The sequence below is a fragment of the Kitasatospora sp. NPDC058965 genome, assembly GCF_042741245.1.
In the GTDB taxonomy this organism is placed as follows: domain Bacteria; phylum Actinomycetota; class Actinomycetes; order Streptomycetales; family Streptomycetaceae; genus Kitasatospora.
This window is the reverse complement of sequence record NZ_JBHYKG010000128.1, coordinates 1-23,008: the sequence shown is the minus strand read 5'-3', so window position 1 is coordinate 23,008 and position 23,008 is coordinate 1. Positions and strand designations below refer to the sequence as shown.

21 protein-coding genes, 1 tRNA gene and 1 pseudogene are annotated in these 23,008 nt (G+C 72.7%); 4 read left to right on the top strand and 19 right to left on the bottom strand.

The annotated features are described in order from the left end of the window. Positions 1–51 precede the first annotated feature (51 nt). From rplL to ACFW1A_RS21380, 9 genes are all read right to left on the bottom strand, one after another. On the bottom strand, positions 52–432 hold the full coding sequence (gene rplL, locus ACFW1A_RS21420) for a 50S ribosomal protein L7/L12 (RefSeq protein ID WP_380410714.1): 381 nt from the start codon (positions 430–432) through the stop codon (positions 52–54). Between the two features lie 91 nt (positions 433–523). Continuing rightward, a complete protein-coding gene (gene rplJ, locus ACFW1A_RS21415) occupies positions 524–1,087 on the bottom strand; it encodes a 50S ribosomal protein L10 (RefSeq protein WP_380410713.1) in 564 nt (187 codons plus the stop codon). Positions 1,088–1,431: 344 nt separating this feature from the next. Next, positions 1,432–2,289, bottom strand: coding sequence for a hypothetical protein (locus tag ACFW1A_RS21410; protein ID WP_380410712.1), 858 nt, complete (start codon positions 2,287–2,289; stop codon positions 1,432–1,434). 66 nt (positions 2,290–2,355) lie between these two features. Next, positions 2,356–3,204, bottom strand: coding sequence for a hypothetical protein (locus tag ACFW1A_RS21405; protein ID WP_380410711.1), 849 nt, complete (start codon positions 3,202–3,204; stop codon positions 2,356–2,358). A gap of 154 nt (positions 3,205–3,358) precedes the next feature. Then, the gene (gene rplA / locus ACFW1A_RS21400) at positions 3,359–4,081 is read right to left on the bottom strand and encodes a 50S ribosomal protein L1 (RefSeq protein ID WP_380410710.1); all 723 of its coding nucleotides are present in this window, start codon (positions 4,079–4,081) and stop codon (positions 3,359–3,361) included. A gap of 73 nt (positions 4,082–4,154) precedes the next feature. Further along, entirely contained in the window at positions 4,155–4,589 is a 435-nt protein-coding gene (gene rplK, locus ACFW1A_RS21395; protein WP_110670487.1) for a 50S ribosomal protein L11, read from the bottom strand. Between the two features lie 160 nt (positions 4,590–4,749). Further along, positions 4,750–5,661: a transcription termination/antitermination protein NusG gene (nusG, locus tag ACFW1A_RS21390; RefSeq protein WP_380410709.1), complete on the bottom strand. Its 912-nt coding sequence runs from the start codon at positions 5,659–5,661 to the stop codon at positions 4,750–4,752. A 187-nt stretch (positions 5,662–5,848) separates the two neighbouring features. Next, entirely contained in the window at positions 5,849–6,217 is a 369-nt protein-coding gene (secE, locus tag ACFW1A_RS21385) for a preprotein translocase subunit SecE (protein WP_380410708.1), read from the bottom strand. A 99-nt stretch (positions 6,218–6,316) separates the two neighbouring features. Continuing rightward, positions 6,317–6,389 (bottom strand) — tRNA-Trp (locus ACFW1A_RS21380). Positions 6,390–6,596: 207 nt separating this feature from the next. Between ACFW1A_RS21380 and ACFW1A_RS21375 the strand changes: the two genes are divergently transcribed. The 3 genes from ACFW1A_RS21375 to ACFW1A_RS21365 all read left to right on the top strand — a co-directional run bounded on the left by ACFW1A_RS21375 (position 6,597) and on the right by ACFW1A_RS21365 (position 9,152). Next, on the top strand, positions 6,597–7,835 hold the full coding sequence (locus ACFW1A_RS21375; RefSeq protein ID WP_380410707.1) for a pyridoxal phosphate-dependent aminotransferase: 1,239 nt from the start codon (positions 6,597–6,599) through the stop codon (positions 7,833–7,835). Positions 7,836–7,932: 97 nt separating this feature from the next. Continuing rightward, the gene (locus ACFW1A_RS21370) at positions 7,933–8,958 is read left to right on the top strand and encodes an adenosine deaminase (protein ID WP_380410706.1); all 1,026 of its coding nucleotides are present in this window, start codon (positions 7,933–7,935) and stop codon (positions 8,956–8,958) included. Positions 8,959–8,972: 14 nt separating this feature from the next. Beyond that, a complete protein-coding gene (locus ACFW1A_RS21365) occupies positions 8,973–9,152 on the top strand; it encodes a hypothetical protein (protein ID WP_380410705.1) in 180 nt (59 codons plus the stop codon). On the opposite strand, the gene ACFW1A_RS21360 is transcribed toward ACFW1A_RS21365, so the two are convergent. Continuing rightward, positions 9,133–10,176 (bottom strand): UDP-N-acetylmuramate dehydrogenase, encoded by a 1,044-nt coding sequence (locus ACFW1A_RS21360; RefSeq protein WP_380410704.1) that lies wholly within the window; start codon positions 10,174–10,176, stop codon positions 9,133–9,135. The two genes, ACFW1A_RS21365 and ACFW1A_RS21360, sit on opposite strands and share 20 nt — an antisense overlap. Before the next feature lie 70 nt (positions 10,177–10,246). On the opposite strand from ACFW1A_RS21360, the gene ACFW1A_RS21355 reads away from it, so the two are divergent. Beyond that, positions 10,247–10,882 (top strand): MerR family transcriptional regulator, encoded by a 636-nt coding sequence (locus ACFW1A_RS21355; RefSeq protein ID WP_380410703.1) that lies wholly within the window; start codon positions 10,247–10,249, stop codon positions 10,880–10,882. 108 nt (positions 10,883–10,990) lie between these two features. On the opposite strand, the gene ACFW1A_RS21350 is transcribed toward ACFW1A_RS21355, so the two are convergent. From ACFW1A_RS21350 to ACFW1A_RS21310, 9 genes and pseudogenes are all read right to left on the bottom strand, one after another. Next, positions 10,991–12,418 (bottom strand): MFS transporter, encoded by a 1,428-nt coding sequence (locus ACFW1A_RS21350; protein WP_380410702.1) that lies wholly within the window; start codon positions 12,416–12,418, stop codon positions 10,991–10,993. Positions 12,419–12,478: 60 nt separating this feature from the next. Continuing rightward, positions 12,479–12,898: a DUF3291 domain-containing protein gene (locus ACFW1A_RS21345; RefSeq protein ID WP_380410701.1), complete on the bottom strand. Its 420-nt coding sequence runs from the start codon at positions 12,896–12,898 to the stop codon at positions 12,479–12,481. Positions 12,899–12,942: 44 nt separating this feature from the next. After that, a complete protein-coding gene (locus tag ACFW1A_RS21340; protein WP_380410700.1) occupies positions 12,943–14,238 on the bottom strand; it encodes an NAD(P)/FAD-dependent oxidoreductase in 1,296 nt (431 codons plus the stop codon). Positions 14,239–14,249: 11 nt separating this feature from the next. Next, positions 14,250–14,960 (bottom strand): 4'-phosphopantetheinyl transferase family protein, encoded by a 711-nt coding sequence (locus ACFW1A_RS21335; RefSeq protein ID WP_380410699.1) that lies wholly within the window; start codon positions 14,958–14,960, stop codon positions 14,250–14,252. Next, on the bottom strand, positions 14,957–15,127 hold the full coding sequence (locus tag ACFW1A_RS21330; protein ID WP_380410698.1) for a hypothetical protein: 171 nt from the start codon (positions 15,125–15,127) through the stop codon (positions 14,957–14,959). Before ACFW1A_RS21330 ends, ACFW1A_RS21335 begins: the two co-directional genes overlap by 4 nt. Beyond that, the gene (locus ACFW1A_RS21325) at positions 15,127–16,896 is read right to left on the bottom strand and encodes an acyl-CoA dehydrogenase family protein (protein ID WP_380410697.1); all 1,770 of its coding nucleotides are present in this window, start codon (positions 16,894–16,896) and stop codon (positions 15,127–15,129) included. Before ACFW1A_RS21325 ends, ACFW1A_RS21330 begins: the two co-directional genes overlap by 1 nt. A gap of 20 nt (positions 16,897–16,916) precedes the next feature. Further along, positions 16,917–18,629, bottom strand: a complete 1,713-nt coding sequence (locus ACFW1A_RS21320; RefSeq protein WP_380410696.1) for an acyl-CoA dehydrogenase family protein — start codon at positions 18,627–18,629, stop codon at positions 16,917–16,919. Beyond that, positions 18,626–20,281 carry a PfaD family polyunsaturated fatty acid/polyketide biosynthesis protein gene (locus ACFW1A_RS21315; RefSeq protein ID WP_380410695.1) on the bottom strand — a complete coding sequence of 552 codons (1,656 nt, stop codon included), beginning with the start codon at positions 20,279–20,281 and terminating at the stop codon, positions 18,626–18,628. Before ACFW1A_RS21315 ends, ACFW1A_RS21320 begins: the two co-directional genes overlap by 4 nt. Continuing rightward, a pseudogene (locus ACFW1A_RS21310) lies at positions 20,278–23,008 on the bottom strand (hypothetical protein); the annotation flags it as partial. The pseudogene ACFW1A_RS21310 and the gene ACFW1A_RS21315, both read right to left, overlap by 4 nt.

Below are 23,008 nucleotides of genomic sequence, written 5' to 3'. Positions count from 1 at the left end.
CCCCGCGAGGGGTGGCCGACCCGGCCGGAGAACTCCGTGGGGAGCTCGGAATTACTTGAGGACGACCTTGGCGCCGGCACCCTCGAGGGCAGCCTTGGCCTTCTCGGCGGTCTCCTTGTTGACCTTCTCGAGGACGACCGCGCCAGCGGTGTCCACCAGGTCCTTGGCCTCCTTCAGGCCGAGCGAGGTCAGCGAGCGGACCTCCTTGATGACCTGGATCTTCTTGTCGCCGGCGCCCTCGAGAACGACGTCGAACTCGTCCTTCTCCTCCTCGACCTCGGCGGCCGGGCCAACGGCGGCAACGCCGACGGCGACCGGGGCGGCGGCGGTGACGTCGAACTTCTCCTCGAACGCCTTAACGAACTCGGAGATCTCGATGAGGGTCATCTCAGCGAAGACCTCGAGCAGCTCGTCCTGGGACAGCTTCGCCATGATGGCGTCCTTCCACTAAATCGGCAGGTGGTGCCGGATGTACGGGGTTTGGCGGGCACGTCGCCCGCAGCGAGGGGGGCTCGCGGCGGAATTACTCCGCAGCGGCGTCCTCGGCGGGAGCCGGCGTACCGGCACCGCCCTGCTCGGCCTTCTTCTCGCGAAGCGCGTCCACGGTGCGGACGAGCTTGGAGGGCAGGGCCTGGAAGAGCGCGGCAGCCTGGGACGGCTTGGCCTTCAGGGCACCCGCCAGCTTGGCGAGCAGCACCTCGCGGGACTCGAGGTCCGCGAGCTTCTTGATCTCGTCGGCAGACATCGCCTTGCCGTCGAGCACGCCACCCTTGATGATCAGGGCGGGGTTTTCCTTGGCGAAGTCACGCAGAGCCTTCGCCGACTCCACCGGGTCACCGGTGACGAAGGCGACAGCCGTCGGACCGGTGAACTGGTCGTCGAGCTCCGTGATCCCGGCCTCGTTGGCCGCGATCTTGGTCAGCGTGTTCTTCACCACGGCGTACTGGGCGTTGTCCCCCAGCGAGCGACGCAGCGTCTTGACCTGCTTCACCGTGAGACCGCGGTACTCGGTCAGCACGGCCGCGTTGGAGGAACGGAACTTGTCCGCGATCTCCGCGACGGCATCAGCCTTGTCAGGCCTGGCCATGGGCTTACGCCTCCTTCCGTGATGTCGAGGTCGGCCGACCTGGGACAGTCGACCTACGGCGCCTGGGACCACCGGAAGGAACCCGCACGGGAACGAGAAGAGCCCCGGTGCGCAGGCACACGGGGCTCGAACGGACCTCGACGCACGCACATCGGGGACGTGCGGACGGAAGTCCAAGCTCCAACTGCTCCTGCGCGGGCTGTCTGCGTGAGACGCAGAACCTTCGGCCGGCCGCACCCGGGGGCGCGACACGAACAACCAGCGGTCTTTGGCAGCCATCAGCCTAAGGTCAAGGGGGCGCGAACGCCAAATCGGTCGCCCCGGCCCGCGGATCGCGGATCGCGCTAGGAGCCGGAGTCGTCCTGGGTGTCGCTCTCGGCCGGGGCCAGCACCGCCAGCTGGCCGCCCCAGTCGCTGTAGAGCACCAGCTGGTCCAGCACGCCCTGGCTGCCGGCGCCGGAGCGGTGCAGCTGGACCAGCTGGTCCTTGTCGTTGAACCACAGGTCCAGGGTCAGCGTGGTCACGCCGCCGGCGCCCAGCGCGCTGCCCAGCTGCCGGCGACGGTCCTCGGTGAGCAGGTTCTGCTGGGCCGCGACGTAGTCGGCCACCGGGACGGTGGCGGTGTAGTGCTCCACCAGGCCCTCGCCGAGGTTCTCCGGGCCGACCAGCCGCAGGTCCGGTGCGCCGGCCGCCGCGGTGACCGCCTGCAGCGGGTTGAGCTGGTCCACCAGCGGCGCGTACGGGGTCTCCTTGCGGCCGTCCGGGCCGGTCGCCTCGGCCGACTTCTCCCAGTGCCTGCCGCCCAGCCGGGAGGCGGTGGCCGCGTCGCCGCCGCGGTAGCTGACGGTGTCCATCACGATCAGCTGGTCGGTGGCGCCCGGGGTGGTCTTGGTCAGCTTCATGATCGTCCGGGGGGCCCAGTAGAGCACCCCGTCCGCACTGTCGCTGTGCCCGTCCGGGGTGTCGAACCGGTAGCTCAGCTGGGCCCGGCGAGCGGTCTGCAGCGCCTGCTCGGCGGCCAGCAGGACGCCCTGCGGCGACCGGTCGGTGGGCTTGGCCGAGGCGCTCGGCGAGCTGCGGACGGCGGTCGGCGAGGGCCGGCCCGGCTCGGCCCGGCCGTCCCCGCCCGAGCCGCAGCCCGCCAGCGCGGCGAGCAGCGCGGCAGCGGCCACCGCCGCGCCGGCCGACCGCCACCTGGCCATGCTCGCCTCCCGCTCGAAGTTGGTCGTCCCAGGGTGTCATGCGGGCCTGCGCCCGCATCCCGGGGGTCAGTTGCCGCCGAGCAGCTTCAGCGCGTCCGACTGGTTGCCCAGGTCGGCCGCCGCCGGGGCGGTGACGTTCACCGCGACCCCGAGGTCGGTGTAGGTGATGGTCTGCGGGGTGGCCGAGCTGTCCGAGCCGACCTCCTTCTCCTGGACCAGCTGGCGCTTGGCGTTCAGCCAGAAGTCGGTGGTGATGGACGAGCCGTCCGACTTCAGCGACTGCTCGGCCGCGGTGCGCTGGTCGGCGGTCAGGTTGGGCAGCGACTGCAGCAGCGTCGCCACCGGCATGGTGCTCTGGTAGTGCTGGGTCTGGGTGCCGCCCACGGCCTCGGTGCCGATCTTCTTCAGCGTGCCGGCCTGGGCCGCGGCGGTGAGCTGGGCGGCCGGGTTGAGCATCAGCTCCAGCGTCTGGAAGCCGGCGCCCAGCTGGCCGCCGCTGCCGGTGGTGGTCAGCTTCACCCAGTGCTTGCCGCCGAGCGCGACCGCCTCGGCGTCGGAGGCGCCGAGGTAGACGCCGTCGTCCACCAGCCGGACCTTCAGCGTCTTGCCGCCCTCCTGCTCGGAGAAGTCCAGCCGGGGCTTGCCGGACCAGCCGTACACGCCGGTGCCGCTGCTGCCGTCGGTCGAGCTGAGCGCGATCTTGGCGCTGCCGGCCTTCTCCATCACCACGGCGGCGGCGGACAGCTCGGTCTTCGGGTCGCCGGTCGGCAGCCCCGCCGCGCCGGCGCCCGCAGCGCCGGTGGCGCCGGTGGCGGCGGTGCCGGACGGGGTGCTGGCGCTGCTGCTGCAGGCCGCCAGACCCGCGACGAGCAGCGCGGCGGCGGTGACGGACGTGGCGATGCGGGTGATCCGCATGGGTTACTCCCCCAAGGTCATCTGACAATCAGAGCGGACTCTAGTCGAGACCTTGGACATCCCCGTCATCCGTTTCGGTTCCGCCCCCGGACACGGCGCAGGCCCGCACTCCGGACGGAGTGCGGGCCTGGCGGGGTCAGTCGGACCTGGACGCTCAGAGGGCGGCCGGGTCCTCCTCGACCAGGAGGTTGCGGGTGCGGTTCGGGTCCACCTGGACACCGGGGCCCATGGTGGTGGAGACCGCGGTCTTCTTGATGTAGCGGCCCTTGGCGGCGGACGGCTTGGCCCGCAGGACCTCCTCGAGCGCCGCGGCGTAGTTCTCGACCAGCTGCTCGTCGGTGAAGGAGGTCTTCCCGATGATGAAGTGCAGGTTCGAGTGCTTGTCGACGCGGAACTCGATCTTGCCGCCCTTGATGTCCGTGACGGCCTTGGCCACGTCCGGGGTGACGGTGCCGGTCTTCGGGTTCGGCATCAGACCACGGGGACCGAGCACGCGGCCGAGGCGGCCGACCTTGCCCATCAGGTCCGGGGTGGCGACGACGGCGTCGAAGTCCAGACGACCCTTGGCGACCTCGTCGATCAGCTCGTCGGAGCCGACGATGTCGGCGCCCGCAGCCTCCGCAGCCGCGGCACGGTCGCCGGTCGCGAAGACCAGGACCCGGGCGGTCTTACCGGTACCGTGCGGCAGGTTGACGGTGCTGCGGACCATCTGGTCGGCCTTGCGCGGGTCGACGCCCAGACGCATGGCAACCTCGACGGTCGCGTCGAACTTGGTGGTGGAGGTCTCCCGGGCGAGGCGGATGGCCTCGAGCGGGGCGTACAGGCGGTCGCGGTCGACCTTGAGGTCCGCGGCCTTGAGGGCCTTGCTGCGCTTCACTGCTGCTCCTGGGTTCTCGGAGTCGTGGTGTGTCGGGCCGCGCGTGGCCCTACCACTGGTGGACGGAAGGGTCTCAGCCCTCGATCGTGATGCCCATGGACCGGGCGGTGCCCGCGATGATCTTCTCCGCGGCGTCCAGGTCGTTGGCGTTCAGGTCGGGCATCTTGGTGGTGGCGATCTCGCGCACCTGGGCCGAGGTCAGCTTGGCGACCTTGGTCTTGTGCGGGGTGCCGGAGCCCTTGTCCACGCCCGCGGCCTTGAGGATCAGCTTCGCGGCCGGCGGGGTCTTGGTGATGAAGGTGAAGGAACGGTCCTCGTAGACCGTGATCTCCACCGGCACGACCATGCCGCGCTGCGACTCGGTCGCGGCGTTGTAGGCCTTGCAGAACTCCATGATGTTGACACCGTGCTGACCCAGCGCGGGGCCGACCGGCGGGGCCGGGTTGGCCGCACCGGCGTTGATCTGGAGCTTGATAAGCCCCGTGACCTTCTTCTTCTTGGGAGGCATGTCTCTCCGGGTCCTTCCTTCGATGGACGTGCGCACGGCTCCGGGGCGACACCCGGGTATGCGTACACACAGCGGACCAGGCTAACGCGGATGCGCCGCCCGGCCAAAACGTGACCGGGGGCGGGGCCGCGGGCCCCGCCCCCGAAAGCCTCGGGAAAGGTCAGTTCTTCTGGATCTGGTCGAACGAGAGCTCGACCGGGGTCTCCCGGCCGAAGATCTCCACCAGGCCCTTGACCTTCTTGGAGTCGGGGTTGATCTCGTTGATGGTCGCCTGCAGGGTGGCGAACGGACCGTCGGTGACGGTGACCGAGTCGCCGACCTCGAAGTCCAGCACCTGGATCTCGCTCGGCTTGACCGGGGAGGGCTTGCCGGCCTCCTTGGCCGCGGCGCGCTCCACGTCGGGGGCGAGCATCTTGACGACCTCGTCCAGGGTCAGCGGGTACGGGTCGTAGGCGTTGCCGACGAAGCCGGTGACGCCCGGGGTGTTGCGCACCACGTTCCAGGACTCGGGGGTCAGGTCCAGGCGGACCAGCACGTAGCCGGGGAGCTTGTTCTGCCGGATGGTCTTGCGGTCGCCGTTCTTGATCTGGACGACCTCCTCCTGCGGCACCTCGGCCTGGAAGATGTACTCCTCGACGTTCAGCGAGACGGCGCGCTGCTCCAGGTTCTGCTTCACCCGGTTCTCGTAGCCGGCGTAGGTGTGGATCACGTACCACTCGCCCGGCATGAAGCGCAGCTCCTCGCGGAACTTGGCGACCGGGTCGACCTCCTCCTCGGCCTCGGCCTCGACCTCGGCCTCAGCCTCGACCTCGGCGTCGGCCTCCTCGAAGGCCTCCACCGCGGCGGCCTCGGCGTCGCCCAGCTCGTGCAGCGCGGCCTCCTCGGCGGGCTCGCCGGCCTCGGCCTCGTCGGCCGCCTCGACCTCGTCCTCGTCGCTGTCCACCGCGTCGGTGATCTGCTCGGCGTCCGCGGCGAACTCGTCCGGGGCACCGGCAGCCTCAGCCGCATCCAGCTCGGCGCCTTCCGCCTCGCGGACGGTCTCGTCGGCGTCGTACAGGGGGGACTCAGACACGGTGGCTGCTTCTTTCCTGGAGAGGTGGAGATGGGTACGGCCGATGGGCAAGCCTCAACGGTACCGAGTCAACGGTAGCCGTCTCTGACCGTCGCCGCCGACAGCTCGACCCGGGCGGGCCCCGTTGGTGCTGTGCTAGCGGGGGCCGACCCGGGTCGGTGGGTGGTGCAGGGGCTGTCCGGCAGGATCAGCCGAAGATCCAGAAGCTCGCCTTGGCGAAGCCCCAGTCCAGGGTCGCAACCAGGCCGATCATGACGACCACGAAGGTCACCACGACGCTGGTGTAGTTCATCAGCTCGCTGCGGGTCGGCCAGACGACCTTGCGCAGCTCCGCGATGATCTGCCGGTAGTAGAGCCCGATGCGGGCGAAGAGGCCGCGCTTGGCGCGCTTGCCCGACTTTCCGCCCTCGCCACCGGCTTCCTTGTTGGCGCGCTTGCGCTCGCGGCGGGTGAGAGTCTTGTCGCTCTCGGTGCCCTCGGCGGCGCCGTCGACCGGCGTCGCGTCCTCGGGGTTGCCGCTCTCAGGCGTTGCGGTGGAGCCCGTGGTCTCCGTCACTCGTCCTCACCTGAATCCGGTCGCAGGATGGTATGGGGCCCTCTCCGCATCAAGCCCGCTCGCTCTGGCGAGCGAACGGGCTGGACGTGGAAAAAGGAGCAGGGCACGAGGGACTTGAACCCCCAACCGCCGGTTTTGGAGACCGGTGCTCTACCAATTGAGCTAGTGCCCTTCGGTGCCTCGCGGCGCCGTTTGCGTCCCTCAACCTACCGCATCGGACCGGGTGCGTGTGGAACGCCTCTGGTCATCCGTGGTGGCGGTCGGGCCGTCGATCAGTGAGTGTACGGGTTCGGCGGCGTTTGGTCGAACCTCTTCCGCAGGATCCCCCGATGGTGAAAGGCGCGGGCCGCCGTCCGGCGGGTTCTGCGACCATGCAGGTATGAGCGCTTCCTCCCCCGCCCACGGGCGTCCCGCCGACCGGCGGGTCTCCGCCCGGATCGGCGCCATCGCCGAGTCCGCGACCCTCGCCGTCGACGCCAAGGCCAAGGCCCTCAAGGCGGCCGGCCGTCCGGTCATCGGTTTCGGCGCCGGCGAGCCCGACTTCCCCACCCCGGACTACATCGTCGAGGCCGCCGTCGAGGCCTGCCGGGACCCGAAGAACCACCGGTACACCCCGGCCGGCGGGCTGCCGGAGCTCAAGGCGGCCATCGCGGCGAAGACCCTGCGGGACTCCGGCTACCAGGTCGACGCCTCCCAGGTGCTGGTGACCAACGGCGGCAAGCAGGCCATCTACGAGGCCTTCGCGGCGATCCTGGACCCGGGCGACGAGGTCATCGTGCCGGCCCCGTACTGGACCACCTACCCGGAGTCGATCCAGCTGGCCGGCGGCGTGGCGGTCGAGGTGGTGGCCGACGAGACCACCGACTACAAGGTGTCGGTGGCCCAGCTGGAGGCCGCCCGCACCGAGCGGACCAAGGTGGTGCTCTTCGTCTCGCCGTCCAACCCGACCGGTTCGGTCTACACCGAGGCCGAGGCGGAGGCGATCGGCCGCTGGGCGCTGGAGCACGGGCTGTGGGTGCTCACCGACGAGATCTACCAGCACCTGGTGTACGGGGACGCGACCTTCACCTCGCTGCCCGCGCTGCTGCCGGAGCTGGCCGACAAGTGCATCGTGGTCAACGGCGTGGCCAAGACCTACGCGATGACCGGCTGGCGGGTGGGCTGGATGATCGGCCCCAAGGACGTGGTGGCCGCCGCCGCCAACCTGCAGTCGCACGCCACCAGCAACGTCGCCAACGTGTCGCAGCGCGCCGCGCTGGCCGCGGTCAGCGGCGACCTGGCCGCGGTCGACGAGATGAAGGTGGCGTTCGACCGCCGCCGGCAGACCATCGTGCGGATGCTCAACGAGATCGACGGGGTGCTGTGCCCCGAGCCGCTCGGCGCCTTCTACGTGTACCCGTCGGTCAAGGCGCTGCTGGGCAAGGAGATCCGCGGCCGGCGGCCGCAGAGCTCCGCCGAGTTGGCGGCGCTGATCCTGGACGAGGCCGAGGTCGCCGTGGTGCCGGGCGAGGCCTTCGGCACCCCGGGCTACCTGCGGCTGTCCTACGCGCTGGGCGACGCGGACCTGGCCGAGGGCGTGGCGCGGCTGCAGAAGCTGCTCGCGGAGGCGCGGGACTGACCCGCCGTCAGGACCGGGAGGGCCGCCTCGTTCACCCCATCGGGGGATCTGAACGGGGCGGTTCCCCTTTCCGCGGTGAGTGCGGCAGGATTCGTGGATGGAACAGCGAGACGTCACGGCGCTGCCGAAGGCCCACCTGCACCTGCACTTCACCGGGTCGATGCGCCCCGCCACCCTGCTCGAACTGGCGGACAAGCACCGGGTGCGGCTGCCCGAGGCGCTGAGCTCCGGGACTCCCCCGAAGCTGCGGGCCACCGACGAGCGCGGCTGGTTCCGGTTCCAGCGGCTCTACGACACCGCCCGCTCGGTGCTGCGGGACGAGCAGGACATCCGCCGGCTGGTCCGGGAGACCGCCGAGGACGAGGTGGCGGACGGCTCGCGCTGGCTGGAGATCCAGGTCGACCCCACCTCGTACGCACCCCGGCTGGGCGGGCTGATCCCGACCGTCGAGCTGGTGCTGGACGCGGTGCGCGAGGCCTCGGCGGCCACCGGTGTCGGGATCCGGGTGCTGCTGGCCGCGAACCGGATGAAGTCGGAGATGGACGCGCGCACGCTGGCCCGGCTGGCGGTGCGGTACGCGGACCACGGGGTGGTCGGCTTCGGCCTGTCCAACGACGAGCGGCGCGGACTGGCCCGGGACTTCGACCGGGCCTTCGGGATCGCCCGGAAGGCCGGGCTGCTGGCCGCCCCGCACGGCGGCGAGCTGGCCGGCCCGGAGTCGGTGCGGGACTGCCTGGACGACCTGGGGGCGGGCCGGATCGGGCACGGGGTGCGCGCGGCCGAGGACCCGCGGCTGATGCAGCGGCTGGCCGACCGTCAGGTCACCTGCGAGGTCTGCCCGGCCTCCAACGTCTCGCTCGGCGTCTACGACAAGGCCGGCGCGGTGCCGCTGCGCACCCTGTTCGAGGCCGGCGTGCCGATCGCCCTGGGCGCGGACGACCCGCTGCTGTTCGGCTCCCGGCTGGCCGACCAGTACCGGCTGGCCCGCGAGGTGCACGGGTTCGGCGACCAGGAGCTGGCCGAGCTGGCCCGGCAGTCGGTGCGCGGCTCGCGGGCGCCGGAGGGGGTGCGCAAGGAGCTGCTGGGCGAGATCGACACCTGGCTCAGCGGGCCGCCGGCGTGACAGGCTGACGCCCCATGAGCAGACATGGCCTCGGCACCCGGCACGTCACGCACCACGTCACCCACCACGTGACGAGCCACCGTCACTGGTACAGCAGCCGGCCCGGCGGCGGACCGGCGCTCGGGGTGGTGCTGCTGGCCCTGCTGGTGATCGTGCTGGTGACGGTGCTGGTGGTCAGAGCTCGACGCCGATGAGGACCGGCTCGTTGACCAGCTCGACGCCGAAGGCCGCGTGCACCCCGGCCCGGATCTCCCGGGCCAGCGCCAGCAGGTCCGCGGTGGTGGCCGAGCCCCGGTTGGTCAGCGCCAGGGTGTGCTTGGTGGACAGCGTGGCCGGGCCGCTGCCGTAGCCCTTGGTGAAACCGGCCCGGTCGATCAGCCAGGCGGCCGAGGTCTTGGTGCTGCCGTCGGGGGCGGGGAAGGCGGGGGCGGTCAGCTCGCCGAGGCGGCTCAGGAAGACCCGGTACTGCTCGGGGGTGAGGACCGGGTTGGTGAAGAAGGAGCCGGCCGACCAGGTGTCGTGGTCCTGCTCGTCGAGCACCATGCCCTTGCCGGAGCGCAGCGCCAGCACCGTCTCGTAGGCGGTGCGCAGGTCGACCCGGTCGCCCGCCGCGGCGCCCAGGGTGCGGGCCACCTCGGGGTAGCGGATCGGGCTGGAGGCGCCGCCGGCGTCCTCCAGCGCGAAGCGGACCCGGAGCACCACGTAGCGGTCCGGCTCGGCCTTGAAGCGGCTGTGCCGGTAGCCGAAGGCGCAGCCGGCGTTGTCCAGGGTGACCAGGGCGCCGGCCCGGCGGTCGTAGGCCACCACCTCGGTGACGGTCTGGGCGACCTCCTGGCCGTAGGCGCCGACGTTCTGCACGGGGGTGGCGCCGGCCGAGCCCGGGATGCCGGCCAGGAACTCGATGCCGGCCAGGCCGTGCTCCAGCACCGCGCGGGCCACCGCGTCGGCCCAGACCTCGCCGGCGGCCAGCTCCAGGACGGTGCCGTCCCACCCGAAGCCGGTGGTGGCGATCCGCAGCACGGTGCCGTCGAAGCCGTCGTCGCCGATCACCAGGTTGCTGCCGCCGCCGAGCACCAGCAGCGGCTCGCCGGCCGCGTCGGCCGCCCGGACGGTCTCCAGCACCTCCTGGTCGGTGTGCGCGGTCACCAGGCGGCGCGCGGGGCCGCCGAGGCGCAGCGTGGTCAGCGGGGCGAGCGGGGCGTTCTCGGTCACGTGCACCGGACCACGGTATACGGAGCCGGGCCGGAGTACGGGATCCCGGCGACATATGGAGACGTATGCTATCCATATGCGCATCGGAGAGCTGAGCAAGCGGACCGGGGTGCCGGTCCCGACGATCAAGTACTACCTGCGCGAAGGGCTGCTCCCGCACGGCCGGCTGACCAGTCACAACCAGGCCCAGTACAGCGAGGAGCACCTGCACCGGCTCAAGCTGGTGCGCGCGATGACCGAGGTGGGCAAGCTCTCGGTGGCCGCGACCCGCGAGGTGCTGGAGGCGGTGGACGAGCCGGCCAACGGGGTGCACCAGGTGCTGGGCGTGGCCCAGTCGGCGATCACCCCGCAGGTGGCGCCGGTCGACTCGCCGTCCTGGCAGCGGGCCGAGGAGGCGGTGGCCGACCTGGTCCGCCGGCGCGGCTGGCAGGTGCGGGAGGGGATCGCCGCCGAGCGGGCCCTGGTGCAGCTGGTGGCGACCTTCGAGGAGCTGGGCCAGCAGGACCTGCTGACCCTGCTGGACGACTACGCGCAGGCGGCCGAGCAGCTGGCCAAGTCGGAGCTGGCGGCGATCGGGCGGCGCGAGGGCGTGGACTCGATGGTGGAGGGCGCGGTGCTGGGCACCGTGCTGGGCGACGCGCTGATCGGGGCGATGCGGCGGCTGGCCCAGTCGGACGCCTCGCACCGGCTCTTCGAGACCCCGCAGGACTGAGCCGCCGCCGGGACCGGCCCGGCGACGGCGGAGCGGGCGCGGCGCCCGGTGTCCAGGGGAAGACACCGTACGGGCGCCGCGCCCGCCGTCGGACGGCACGGACCGGGCTCAGACCCCGGCCAGCACCTCCTCGGGCGCGGCCGGCTCGGCCGGGGCCGGAGCCGGGCGCCGGTTCGGGATGAACAGCGCGCAGATCCCGCCGAAGACCACCACGCCGACGCCGACCCAGACCGCCGGGTGCAGGCCGCGCACGAAGTCGGTGGCGCTGTCCGCACTGCCGTGGGCCAGGAAGACGCTGCTGAGCACCGCGATGCCCAGCGCGCCGCCGATCTCGCGCACCGTGGTGTTGGCGCCGGAGGCCTTGCCGCGGTGCTCGGCGCCGACCGCGCCCAGCACCACCGCCGCGGTGGGCGCGATGGCGAAGCCCATCCCGGCGCCGGCCAGCAGCATCGCGCCGACCAGGTGCGAGTACGGGGTGTTGCTGGTGGCGACCAGGTTGATCCAGGCCAGGCCGCCGGCCTGGAGGAAGAGGCCGAGCGCCATCAGTCGCCCGCCGCCCACCCGGTCGGTGAGGGCACCGGCCACCGGGGCGATGAACATCGGCATCAGGGTCCAGGCCAGGGTCAGCACGCCCGCCTGCAGCGGGGTGCGGACCGGGGCGATCTGCAGGTACTGGGAGAGGAAGAAGATCGAGCCGAACACCCCGAAGTACATCGAGGCGGAGACGATGTTGGTCAGGGTGAAGGCGCGGATCCGGTAGAAGCCCAGCGGCAGCAGCGGGTGGCGGACCCGGCGCTCCCACAGGACGAAGGCGGCCAGCAGCACCGCACCGGCCGCGAAGGCGCCGACGATCTTCGCGGAGGTCCAGCCGTCGCTGCTGCCGTTGACGATGCCCCAGACCGCGGCCAGCAGGCCGGCCGCGGCGAGCAGCATGCCGAGCAGGTCCAGGCCGGCCCGCTCGCCCTTGCTCTCCTTGACCACCCGCAGGATCAGCGGCACCGCGACGATGCCGACCGGGACGTTGATCCAGAAGATCCACTGCCAGGCCAGCCCGTCCACCACCGCACCGCCGACCACCGGGCCGAGCGCGATGGCCAGTCCGCTGACCGCGCCCCACAGACCCAGCGCCAGGCTGCGCTTCTTCTCCGGGACGGCCTGCGAGAGCAGGGTGAGCGAGAGCGGCATCACGGCCGCGGCGCCGAAGCCCTGCACCACCCGGGAGGCGATCAGCTCGGCACTGGTGTGCGACAGGCCGCAGCTGACCGAGGCGAGGGTGAACAGGGTGATGCCGATGACGAACACCCGCCGCCGGCCGAACCGGTCACCGAGGGCCGCGCCGATCAGCAGCAGGCAGGAGAAGCTGAGCACGTAGGCGTTGACGAACCACTGCAGGTCGCGGGTGTTGGCCTTGAGGTCGACGGCGAGGGTGTGCAGCGCGGTGGAGACGACCAGGTTGTCCAGCGCCACCATGAACATCGGCACGCTGCACGCGACGATCGACAGCCACAGCGGCGTCTTGCGATCGGACGACGGCATAGCGGTTCCCCTTCAGGAACATCGGGACTCGGGTTGTGGGGCCGCACCCGTGACGGTGCGTCAGTTCGGCTGCCCGGCCCGGTCGGCCTGCTGCTGCTCGGCCAGCCGGCGGCGGGCGTCGGTCCAGCTGATCGGCAGTTCGTCGACCGGGACCTCCCAGAAGGTGAAGACCGACTCGCGCATGGTCTCGCGCAGCGAGGTCATCACCGTCTTGTGGGGCTCGGTGCGGGCGTAGGTGTAGAGCTGCTCGCGGCTCTCCCAGGCGGACAGGGTCCAGAAGGTGCGCTTGAGCGGCTGGGCGACGAGCGAGGCGCCGAGCGCGCCGGGGGCGGTCTTCACCTGCTTCCACGCGACCAGGGACTGGCGGAAGAAGCGGGGGACGTCCTTGAGCGAGCGGACTTCGAGCCTGGAGGCCATCACCAGCGCGGTGCCGGTCCGCTGGTCGGGTCGGTTCGGGGTGATCCAGGGAAGCGTGGGCACGGTGCGCCACCTTCTATCGATAGTGGAACCTGACACTATCCATACTACACCTCCACTCCGATCTCGCGCAGGAGCGTGCGGGCTGCGTCACGTCCGGAGGCGAAGGCGGCCTCGTGCGAGCCGATCTGGTCGTGGTGCAGCCGCCGGGAGTGGAAGTAGGAGCCGCAGAGCTTGATCCGGCCGCCCTCGTTGACCTGGTAGACGGTCTGCTGGAGGGTGCGCAGGTCGAGGTCGATCACCGGGTGCTCGTACCGCAGTTCGCGGATCACCGCGTCCTCGCGCAGCTCGCCCGGGTAGTCCAGGGTGACGAAGTAGTCGGTCGCGGACTCGAAGCCGTGCAGCTTGTTCATGTAGTACGCGACGTACGGGCGGGCCCGGCCGTCGACCGCCACCTTGCCGTAGTTCCAGCTCTCCCACCGGGAGCGGTCGGCCGGCATGGCGCTCGGATCAGTGTGCAGCACGGCCAGCGAGGCGTTGTAGCGGATATTGGCCAGCACCCGCCGCTGCACCTCGTCGGGCTCGGTGAGCAGCGCCCGGGCCTGGTCGCCGTGGACCGCGAGCACCGCGTGGTCGAAGTGCTCGGTGCCGCCGGCGGTGGCCACCTCGACCCCGTGCTCGTCCGCGCGCACCCCGAGCACCGGCTCGTTCAGCCGCACCTTGGCGTCGATCGCGGCAACGGCCTTGCGCACGTAGGAGATCGAGCCGCCCTCGACGGTGCGCCAGTCCACCCGCTGCCCGCCCAGGCCGCCCTCGTCGTGGGCCATGAAGAAGGCGATCACGGTGGTGGCCGGCATCTGCCAGATCAGCTCGGCCGGCACCGACCAGACCGCGGTGCAGAGCAGGATCACGTAGCTGTGGCGGAACTGCTCGCTGTAGCCGCCGCGGTCCAGGTACTCACCCAGCGGCAGGTCGGTGCGCTTGCGGAAGAAGTCGCGCCGGCCCTCCTCGTGGAACCGGCGGGCCTCGCGCCAGATGGTCCGGAACTCCTCCGGGTAGCGGGCCGTCACCTCCTCCTCGGGCAGGTTCAACTCGCGGGTGCCGTACTGCAGTCCGCTGTCCAGGTCGAAGAAGTTGAAGCCGCCGGCGTGCTCGACGGTCGCGACCCCGAGCTCGTCCAGGAAGGCGCCGAACTCCGGGTAGCTGGGACGGTTCATCACCACGAAGGCGGTGTCGATGCCGAGCACGCGGCCGGCGTCCTCGACCTCGATGGTGTTGGCGTGGCCGCCGAGCCGGTCGTCCTGCTCGAACAGGGTCAACTCGGCGTGCTCACGCAGCTGGTAGGCGGCGGACAGGCCGGCCACCCCGGCGCCGATCACCGCGATGCGGGGCTTTGCGGACATCTGGGAGCTCCTCAGCTGAGTACGGTCTGGTGCAACTGCCCGCCGCGGCCGTCCCGGACGGCGGCGGCGAGCACGAACCCCGGGGCGGGGTAGCGCAGTTCGAAGTGCCAGCCGGCCGCGTCCAGCGGCGCGACCGGGTCGTGCACCCGGATCGGGGTGCGGTGCGGGGTGCTGAAGGCGAACTCGGCCAGGTCGCGGCGCAGGCCGGTGCCCAGCGCCTTGAGGTAGGCCTCCTTCAGCACCCAGAGCGCGGCCAGCGTGCGGGCCGGCCCGGCGGGGCCGTCCGGGCCGTCCGGCGCGGGTCCGGCCAACAGGGCCCGCTCCTCGCCGGCCAGGAAGCGCGGCAGGTAGCGCAGCGCGTCCGAGCCGGCCGGGGTGGGCTCCACGTCGACCCCGCAGTCCGCCCGGTCGGTCACCAGGCAGGCGATCAGGCCGTCGGTGTGCGAGAGGTTGAAGCGCAGCCCGTCGGCCGGCTCCAGCGGTTCGGGCCGGCCCCCCGGCCCGCTGCCGAACCGCCAGTCGGTCAGCGGCCGGCCGGAGCGGGCGCTGAGCGCGTACCGGGAGAGCACCCGGGCGCCCAGGTACCGGCGGCGGGCACCGGACGTGCGGCGCCGGGCCAGCAGCTCCCGCTCGGTGGCGGTGAGCAGTGCGCTGCCGCCGTGCCGGGCCGCGAAGGCGTCCACCGCGGACTCCGGCAGCAGCCACAGGTGGGCGTCGGTCACCGGCCCTCCCGCAACACCATCAGGCCCACCAACTGCATGAGCCAGCTGGTCAGTTCGCCACGCAACTCGTCCCGGCAGGGCAGGCAGACGCCGAGGTCGGCGTCGAGCCGCTCGGCCCCCGCCGCACAGCGCGGGCAGCGCGTCGTGCGCACCGTCGCCGTCGCCATCAGCGGGCCCGGGCCAGCTGGAACTGGCCGTGGGAGAACAGCCGGCCCTGCTGGTGCAGCCGGCGCAGCACCGCCATCACCTCGTCGACCACCGCGCTGTCGGTCACCGCCTCGTGCGGGTACCACTGCCGGCGCACCCGCTCCAGCTGGAGCAGCAGCAGCGCACCGCTGGGGAGGGGCTCGCCGAGCGAGGCGTGCAGGTGCGCGTGCAGGCAGGCGGCCACCGCGTGCAGCAGGCAGTACTCCTTGGCCAGGTCGAAGAGTTCGGCGCTCTGCCCGTAGGCCCGGCCGAGGTCGGCCTTGAGCGCCTGGCAGCGCTCGCGCAGCGGGACGGCCCGCTCCAGCAGCTCCTCGGCCAGCTCGGCGGCCTGCAGCAGCCGGCGGCGCTCGTCCGGCCCGGCGGCGCCGGCCCGGCGGCGCAGCTCGTCCACCGCGGCCGGCGCGGCCAGCACCGCGTCGTCCCGGCCGCGGCTGAACAGCTCCTGGTCCCACGGGCGGAACAGCGGCAGTTCCCGGTCCGGGCCGTACAGCACCGGGGCCCGGCGCTCGGCCTCGGCCGCCGCCTCGCCACCCCGGCCCGGACCGGCCGCCGCCTCCAGCAACCCCTCCAGCTGCAGCGCCAGGTTCTTCAGGTTGACCACGGTGTTGCCGTCGGCGAAGTTGGCCACCAGCAGGTCGCGCAGCATCTTCTGGTGGATCCCGTAGTGCGGGGTGTCGCGCAGGTAGAACCGGGCGCCCAGCACTACGTTCAGCCGGGACATGGTGCGCTCCAGCAGGGTGGGGACGAAGTACTTCACCACCGAGGACCAGACACTGGTCTGCTCCGGCAGCAGCTGCAGGCTGCGCACCGCCCCCAGGCTGACCGCGTCGGCCACCATCAGGTCGGCGAAGCTCTCGGTCAACTGCCTCCGGGAGTAGGGGATGTCGCTGACCAGCTGGCCGAAGATGCGGCGCTGCTCGGTGAAGTCCAGGGTGACCCGCAGCGCGGTGTCCACGGCGGAGAGCGCGATCGAGCCGATCAGGGTGCGGGCCACCTGGGAGGTCTTCAGGGCGATCTCCAGGCCCGCGCCCTCGGCACCGATCAGCGCCGAGTCGGGCACGAACACCCGCTCCAGCCGCACCCCGCTCATGTCCAGCGCGCGCAGCCCGTGCAGCCGCTCGTTGGGCAGTTCCTCGACCGTGCCGGCCGGGCAGCGGCGCTTCTCCAGCAGGAAGACCGAGTAGCCGGCCGGCCCTCCGGCGGCGCGGGTGCGGGCGAACAGCATCAGGCCGTCGGCCACCCGGGCGTTGCCGATCAGCCACTTCTCGCCGGTCAGCAGGTAGCCGCCGGAGACCTTCTCGGCCGTCATCTCGTTGGCCAGCACGTCGCTGCCGTGGTCGCGCTCGGACAGGCCCCAGGCGTACCGGCTGCCGTGCCGGATCGCGTCCGCCAGGTACTGCTTCTGCTCGGCGGTGCCGGCGATCCAGGCGGGCATGAAGGCCAGGCTGGTGATGATCAGCGCGGTGGCGGTGGTCGGGTCGCGGCGGGCGATCAGCCGCAGCAGCTGGAAGCCGGTGGCCACGTCGCCGGCCCGGCCGCCCTGCGCCTCGGGGATGTTGTACTCGGGCACGCCCCAGCGCTGGAGCAGGTTGACGAAGGGGTAGGGGTACTCCTCGCGTTCGTCCGCCGCCAGGATCCGCTCGAACGGCATCCGGCTGGACGGGTCCTGCGGGTCCCCGAGGTGGTCCTCCAACTCGGCCGCGAGTTTGGCCAGTTCTTGGTGCAGCACAGCCTCTCCTGGAGCTCTGGTCAGTGCGAGGGGGTGAGGGCGTCCCCGGCCGGAGCCCGGGGCAGGGTGCGGGCGAGCGGGACCGGCGCGGCCGAGAAGAGCCGGTGGTCGGCGCGCAGCGCGAGCACCGTGTCCAGTGCGGGTGCGGCGAGTGCGGCGGCCCGGCGCGGATCGGACCGGTCGGCCCGGGCCAGCAGGTAGCCGAGGCAGGCGCCGAGCCAGTCGGGGCTGCCGGGCTTGCCGCCGTGCAGCGGCAGGTGGCGGTTGGCCCACCACAGCCGCAGGCAGGCCGCCGCCGCGTGCAGCCAGGCGAACCGCTCGGCCAGGTCCAGCTGGTCGCAGCCGGTGACCGGCGCGGCCGGCAGCTCGATCAGCGCGGTGAGCAGCCGGGTGACCAGCGCGGCCACGGCCGGCGCCGGTGCCAGCTCGGCGAGCGCGCCCTCCGCGTTCTCGGCCAGCTCGCCGGTGACCAGGTCCCGCCCGCGCGCGGTCAGGTCCAGGCGGGCCGGGTCGTACGCCGGCAGCTCGGCGTCCAGCGCGAACGCCGTCCTGGCGGCCGCCGGATCGCCCGCCGGGCGGGCCAGCGTGGGCAGTTGGCCGGCGAAGGAGCGCAGGTTGGCCAGCACGCTGGTGTCCACCACCCGGACCAGCTCGGCGTCCCGGCGCAGCTTCTGGAACAGCCCGCCGCCCGGGCCCTCGCCGCGCAGCACCGCCCGGCTGGCCAGCGTGGCCGCGCACCGGGCGACCAGGTCGTCCACCGCCTCGGCCACCACGTGCTTGGCCGCGCAGCCCCAGACGCTGAACTGCTCGGGCACCACCTGGATGCCCCGGGCGGCGGCCAGCGCCACCGCGTCGGCGGCCAGCAGCGCGGCCGAGGCCAGGGCGAGTTCGCGGCGCTGGTAGGGCGTGTCGAGCAGCGCGGTACGGCCCAGCCGGCGCTCGGCGGCGAAGTCCAGGGTGAGCCGCAGCGCGGTGTCCGCCAGCCCCAGGCTGCCCGCCGTGCTCATCACCCGGACCACCTGCTGGGCCTTGACCGCCACCTCCAGCGCCTCGCCCGGACGGCCCACCAGGTCCGCCGCGGCCACCGGCAGGTGGTCGAAGGCCAGGTGGGCGAAGTCGATCCCGCGCATCCCGCTGGTGCGCACCGGCGCACCGCGGTCCAGGCCGGTCGCGTCCAGCAGCACCGCCGAGAAGGCGCCCGGACCCCGCTCCCCCGTACGGGCCACCAGGTAGAGCGCCTCGCACCGCTGCCCGAGGCCGACCAGCCACTTCGTGCCGTGCAACCGGTGGTCGGCGCCGTCCGGCAGCAGCCGGACGGCGTTGGCCAGCAGGTCGCTGCCGTGCTCCGCCTCGGAGAGCGCGAAGCCCACCGCGCCGCCGCGGCGCAGGATGGCGGCGGCGCGGTCCTGCTGCTGCGCCGAGCCGTGCAGGCGCAGGCAGGTGGCCGCGGTGATGGAGAACATCGTGGCCGGCATCGCGTTGAGGTCGCGCCGGGCCGCGCAGCGGACCAGTTGCAGGCTGCGGTCGAAGGACTCGAAGCCGCCGCCCCACTCGGGCGGCAGGTAGTCCAGGTGGAACCCGGCCTCGCGCAGCACCGCGGCGTACCCGTCGGGGAACTCCTCGCGCTCGTCCCGGCGGGCGGCCGCCGCGAAGCCGTACGGGTTGGCCGGGTCCCCGGCGTCGCCCAGCAGCCGCTCCAGGGCGGCCGCCTTGGCGACGGTCCGCTCGATCACAGCGCGCCCTCCCCCAGCCCGCGGCCGGGGGTGCCCGCGTGGGCCCCGGCCTCCAGCGGGACCGGGCGGTAGTCCGCGGCCGAGGCCGGGATCTGCACGCCCGCGGTGCGCAGCGCGGCCAGCCGGGTGTGGAAGGCCGCCCCGCGCATCAGGTGGTGGGCCACCTCGGCGACCCGGCGGTTGCCGGGTGCCTTGAGGTAGCTGGCCGTCACCCAGTCGTTGAAGCTGCCCATCGCCGGGCCGCACCAGATCTGGTAGTCGAGGGTGCGCTCCGGGTCGCCGGTGGTGGACCAGCGCGAGCTCATCCCCAGGTACCAGCGGAAGACCAGGGCCATCCTGCGCTTCGGGTTGTCCGCGGCCCGGGCCAGCTGCTCGGGGTCGCGCCGGCGGAAGTAGCCCTCGCACTCCTGCCAGACCTCGGCCAGCGGGCGGCGGAACAGCTGCGCCTCCAGCCGGGCCCGGTCCTCGGCCGGGATCTGCTCCAGCGATCCGTACGCCTGGTAGAGCTCGTACAGCCGCTTGGCCCGCATCGGGAACAGGGTGCCCTTCTTGAGCACCTGCAGCTCGACGCCCATCTCGAACATGTCCGCGGCCGGCGCCATCTCGCAGTCGGCGATGCCCGCCTCGGCCAGCAGCCCCTTGGTCGCCTTGGAGGCGCCCGACTCCACGCAGGACTGGTTGACCGAGCCGGTCACCACGTAGGCGGCGCCCATCGCGAAGGCGGCCGCCAGCGCCACCGGACTGCCCAGCCCGCCGGCCGCGCCGACCCGGATCGGCACCGGGTAGCGGTGCTCGCGCTGCACCGCGTCGCGCAGCCGCAGGATGCTGGGCAGCAGCGCGGGCAGCGGGCGCCGGTCGGTGTGCCCACCGGAGTCGGCCTCCACCGTGATGTCCTCGGCCACCGGCACGTACTTGGCCAGCTCCGCCTGGAGCGGGGAGATCTGCCCGCGCGCCAGCAGGTCGGCGACCAGTGCGGCCGGGGCCGGGCGCATGAACCGCTCGGCGGTCTCGGTGCGGGAGATCTTGGCGATCACCCGGTGCTCGGCCACCGGGCGCCCGTCCGGCCCCTGGCGCAGGCCGGCCAGCCGGTAGCGGACGATGTGCGGGCTGAGCGCCAGGTAGGCGGAGGCCTCCACGCAGCGCACCCCGTGCTGCAGGAACAGCTCGACCGCCTCCCGCTCCAGCCGCTCCTCGCTCGGGCTGTGGATCAGGTTGACCGCGAAGGGCAGGCCGGGGATCTGGGTGGCGAACCGGTCCAGCGCCTTGCCGATGCTCTCCGGCAGCAGCCCGGCCGCGCCGAACGAGGCCAGGTAGCCCTCCCGGGCCAGCGCGATCACCAGGTCCGCGGAGGCGATCCCGCCGGCCATCGCACCGGCCATGTACGGCTGGCGGACACCGTGGGCACTGCGGAACGCGGCCGAGCCGAGCCGCTGCGGCGGCAGCGGGGCGGCCGCCGCCAGCAGCGGCCGGCTGCCCGCCGGGGCGCCGGCGGACGGCAGCGCCCGGCCGCCGGCCACCGCGCCGATGCCCTGCGGGGTGCGGACCACGAAGCAGGGGTGCTCCAGGTCGGCGAGCACCTGGTAGACCCCGGCCGGGTCGGTGCTCGGGTAGCCGGGCCCCTGCCAGTGCAGGGGTGTGGTGGCGGTGGTCATGCCCGGTACTCCTTCGCGCGGACCTCGATGGCCACATCGGTCAGTTCATAGATCCGCAGGCCCGGCTTCCACAGGTCGGCGTCGGCGATCACCACGATCCGCCCGGCTTCGCGGCGGACCTCCTTGACGTGCGCGTCGAAGCGCAACTCACCGTCGTGGCGCAGGATCTGGCCGCGGTACTTCCAGCTCGTCGGCACGTCCAGGGCGAGCGCGAAGTGCGGCTCGGCCAGGCCGTCGGCCAACCCCTGCTCCAGCACGAACAGCCGCAGTGCCTGGAGCACCGCCTCCACGCCCAGCGAGCCGGGCATCACCGGGTCGCGGTGGAAGTGGCAGTCGAAGTACCACTCGTCGGGGCGGACCGCCCGGTAGCCGTGCAGGTAGCCGCGCCCGTGCCGACCGCCGTCCGGGACCAGGTCGACCTGGTCCACCAGGTGGAAGTGGCCGCCCGGCAGGTGCAGCCGGCCGCCGGCGGGGTCGGTGAACTGCGGTGATCCGTCAGTCAGTTCGATCCGCCTGGCGACGGCCTCCGGGTGCTGCTCCAGCCACGGGGCGACGTACTGCCCCGCGTCCAGGCCGGCCTGGTTGGCCAGCGCGGCCTCGCTGAAGTACCCGAACAGCGACTCGCCGGTGTAGAACACCTCGCCGTCGGCGGAGAGTTCGTAGCTGAAGTTCTGCAGCACCGCGCCGGAGACGGCGCTGGTCATCAGCAGCTTGGAGTGGTGCCGGATGGTCTTGCCGCGCAGGTCGACGTCCTTGACCACGGTGGCCCGGCCGTCCAGGTTGCGGATCGCGTACTGGGTCTGCGGCTGCTTGAGGGTGGCGCCCAGGTAGTAGCCGAGCAGGATGGCGGCCTGCAGCGAGGTCTCCATCAGCACGCAGTGCGGCAGGTGCGGGTCGGCGTTCTGCCGGTAGTACCAGGCGTCGCCCGGCGAGTCGTACTCGGTCACCATCTCCGAGCCGGGGGCCAGGTCGCCGCGGGTGCCCTGCAGCCGCATGATCCGGTCGACGAACTGGAAGTCCCCGTTGGGGATGTAGGGCGCCCGGGAGTCGGCGTAGACGTCGAACTCCGGTCCCATCGCGGTGCCCAGGTCGCCCTTGGCGGCGTGCGCCAGGTGCAGCTCGTTGATCATCGCCGGCTCGCCGTCGCGGTTGCGCCGGCCCAGGAAGGCCGGGACGCCGCCGAGTTCGGGCCGGTACGGGGTGCCGGCCTTCTCCCGGACCTGGATGCCGAAGTTGCGCATCCGGATCACCGGCTTGTCGCCCAGGTAGACCAGCACGTCCGCGACCACGGTGGGCCGCGGCAGCAGGGTCAGCTCCATCACCTCCAGCTCGTAGCGGATCTCCCGGTGCTCGGGGGTGATCTGGCCGCGCACCTGCACCTCGGTCTGCAGCCCGATCACGGTCTGGAACCGGGCGTCCGGCAGCAGCAGGTGCATGCCCTGGTGCAGCAGGAAGGTCTGCAGCACCTGCACCGCGCCCTCGGCCACCAGCGAGCCGGCCAGCACCGGGTCGTCCGGGAAGTGGCACTCGAAGTACCAGGCGGTCGGGTCGAGTTGCTTGGTCGCGCTGATCGCCCCCAGGCCGCGCGGGCCGCCGGTGCGGTCGATCCGGATCTCGTCCACCATCCGCAGCCGGGCGTCCGGCAGCCGCAGCGCCGGGTTGAGGCCCGGGTCCTGGGCGTGCTCGGGCCCGAACACCTCGCCCGGGCGGCCCTGGCCGAGCCGCTCCAGGTCCTCGGCGGTCAGCACGTTCCTGGTCGTGGCGGCCGGCGGCTTGAACCAGCTCCGGGTCAGCGCCGCCCGGGCCGCGCGCTCCTTCTCGGTGATCACCACGCCGAGCGGGGTGTCCAGTTCGGCCTGGCTGAAGAACCCGGCGCAGGCGTCCTTCAGCTCCAGGATCAGCTCGCCGTCGGCGTAGCAGAGGTAGCTGAAGAAGAAGAGCGTGGTGGCGCCCTGGGTGACGAACCGGTTGATCGAGATGTCGTACCGCAGGGTCTGCCCGGCCCGCGGCAGGTCGCCGTGGAAGACCAGGGTGGAGTCCAGCAGCCGGTAGACCCGCTCGCCCTTGTTGCGGAAGTCGATGCCCAGGTAGCTGATCAGCAGCAGGTCGCACTGGCCCGCCTCGATCGCCACGGCCGGCGGCACCCCGCCGTCCACGGTGTACCAGGCGTCCTCGGGCACGTCGTACTCGGTGCGGATGAACGAGGGCTGGTAGACCCCGGTCTCCGCGCGCAGGCCGGTGACCCGGGTGACGAAGTGGTACGGCGGGGCGGGCAGCCGCACCCGCTTGGCGTAGCCGTCGACCTCGGCGAAGCCCGGGCCGAAGACCTGGGCCAGCGAGCCGGTGGCGAACTCCAGCAGGTCGGCCTGGTCCCAGACCACACCGGGGGTGCGCGCGGCGGCGGTGAGCGCGAGCGGCTCGGCGGCGGGCTCGGGCAGGGCCGGCAGCGGCTCGACGGCCTCCACGACCCCGGCGGCCCCAGCGGCCCCGGCGGCCGGGGCGGCCGGGGTCGGGCGCCGCAGCAGCGCCTCGGTACGGGCCAGGGTGCTCTCCTGGAGCACCCGCTGGGTCTCCATCACCACCGAGTGGGTGCTCATCAGCTGCTCGCGCAGCTCGCGCACCAGGTCCTGGGCGCGGTACTCCCCCGGCGGGGCCGGCGGTGCGTCGGCGGACGCCCGGCCGGCCGGTGCGCCGGCCGACGGGGCGGTCGGGGGCGTCGGCCCGGCG

Bases quoted from the DNA above. Each gene is read 5' to 3' on its own strand.
- ACFW1A_RS21410 (WP_380410712.1), bottom strand. From the start codon at position 2,289: ATGGCCAGGTGGCGGTCGGCCGGCGCGGCGGTGGCCGCTGCCGCGCTG.
- rplJ (WP_380410713.1), bottom strand. From the start codon at position 1,087: ATGGCCAGGCCTGACAAGGCTGATGCCGTCGCGGAGATCGCGGACAAG.
- rplL (WP_380410714.1), bottom strand. From the start codon at position 432: ATGGCGAAGCTGTCCCAGGACGAGCTGCTCGAGGTCTTCGCTGAGATG.
- ACFW1A_RS21370 (WP_380410706.1), top strand. From the start codon at position 7,933: ATGGAACAGCGAGACGTCACGGCGCTGCCGAAGGCCCACCTGCACCTG.
- ACFW1A_RS21365 (WP_380410705.1), top strand. From the start codon at position 8,973: ATGAGCAGACATGGCCTCGGCACCCGGCACGTCACGCACCACGTCACC.
- ACFW1A_RS21340 (WP_380410700.1), bottom strand. From the start codon at position 14,238: ATGTCCGCAAAGCCCCGCATCGCGGTGATCGGCGCCGGGGTGGCCGGC.
- ACFW1A_RS21405 (WP_380410711.1), bottom strand. From the start codon at position 3,204: ATGCGGATCACCCGCATCGCCACGTCCGTCACCGCCGCCGCGCTGCTC.
- ACFW1A_RS21330 (WP_380410698.1), bottom strand. From the start codon at position 15,127: ATGGCGACGGCGACGGTGCGCACGACGCGCTGCCCGCGCTGTGCGGCG.
- ACFW1A_RS21355 (WP_380410703.1), top strand. From the start codon at position 10,247: ATGCGCATCGGAGAGCTGAGCAAGCGGACCGGGGTGCCGGTCCCGACG.
- rplK (WP_110670487.1), bottom strand. From the start codon at position 4,589: ATGCCTCCCAAGAAGAAGAAGGTCACGGGGCTTATCAAGCTCCAGATC.
- ACFW1A_RS21350 (WP_380410702.1), bottom strand. From the start codon at position 12,418: ATGCCGTCGTCCGATCGCAAGACGCCGCTGTGGCTGTCGATCGTCGCG.
- ACFW1A_RS21315 (WP_380410695.1), bottom strand. From the start codon at position 20,281: ATGACCACCGCCACCACACCCCTGCACTGGCAGGGGCCCGGCTACCCG.
- ACFW1A_RS21375 (WP_380410707.1), top strand. From the start codon at position 6,597: ATGAGCGCTTCCTCCCCCGCCCACGGGCGTCCCGCCGACCGGCGGGTC.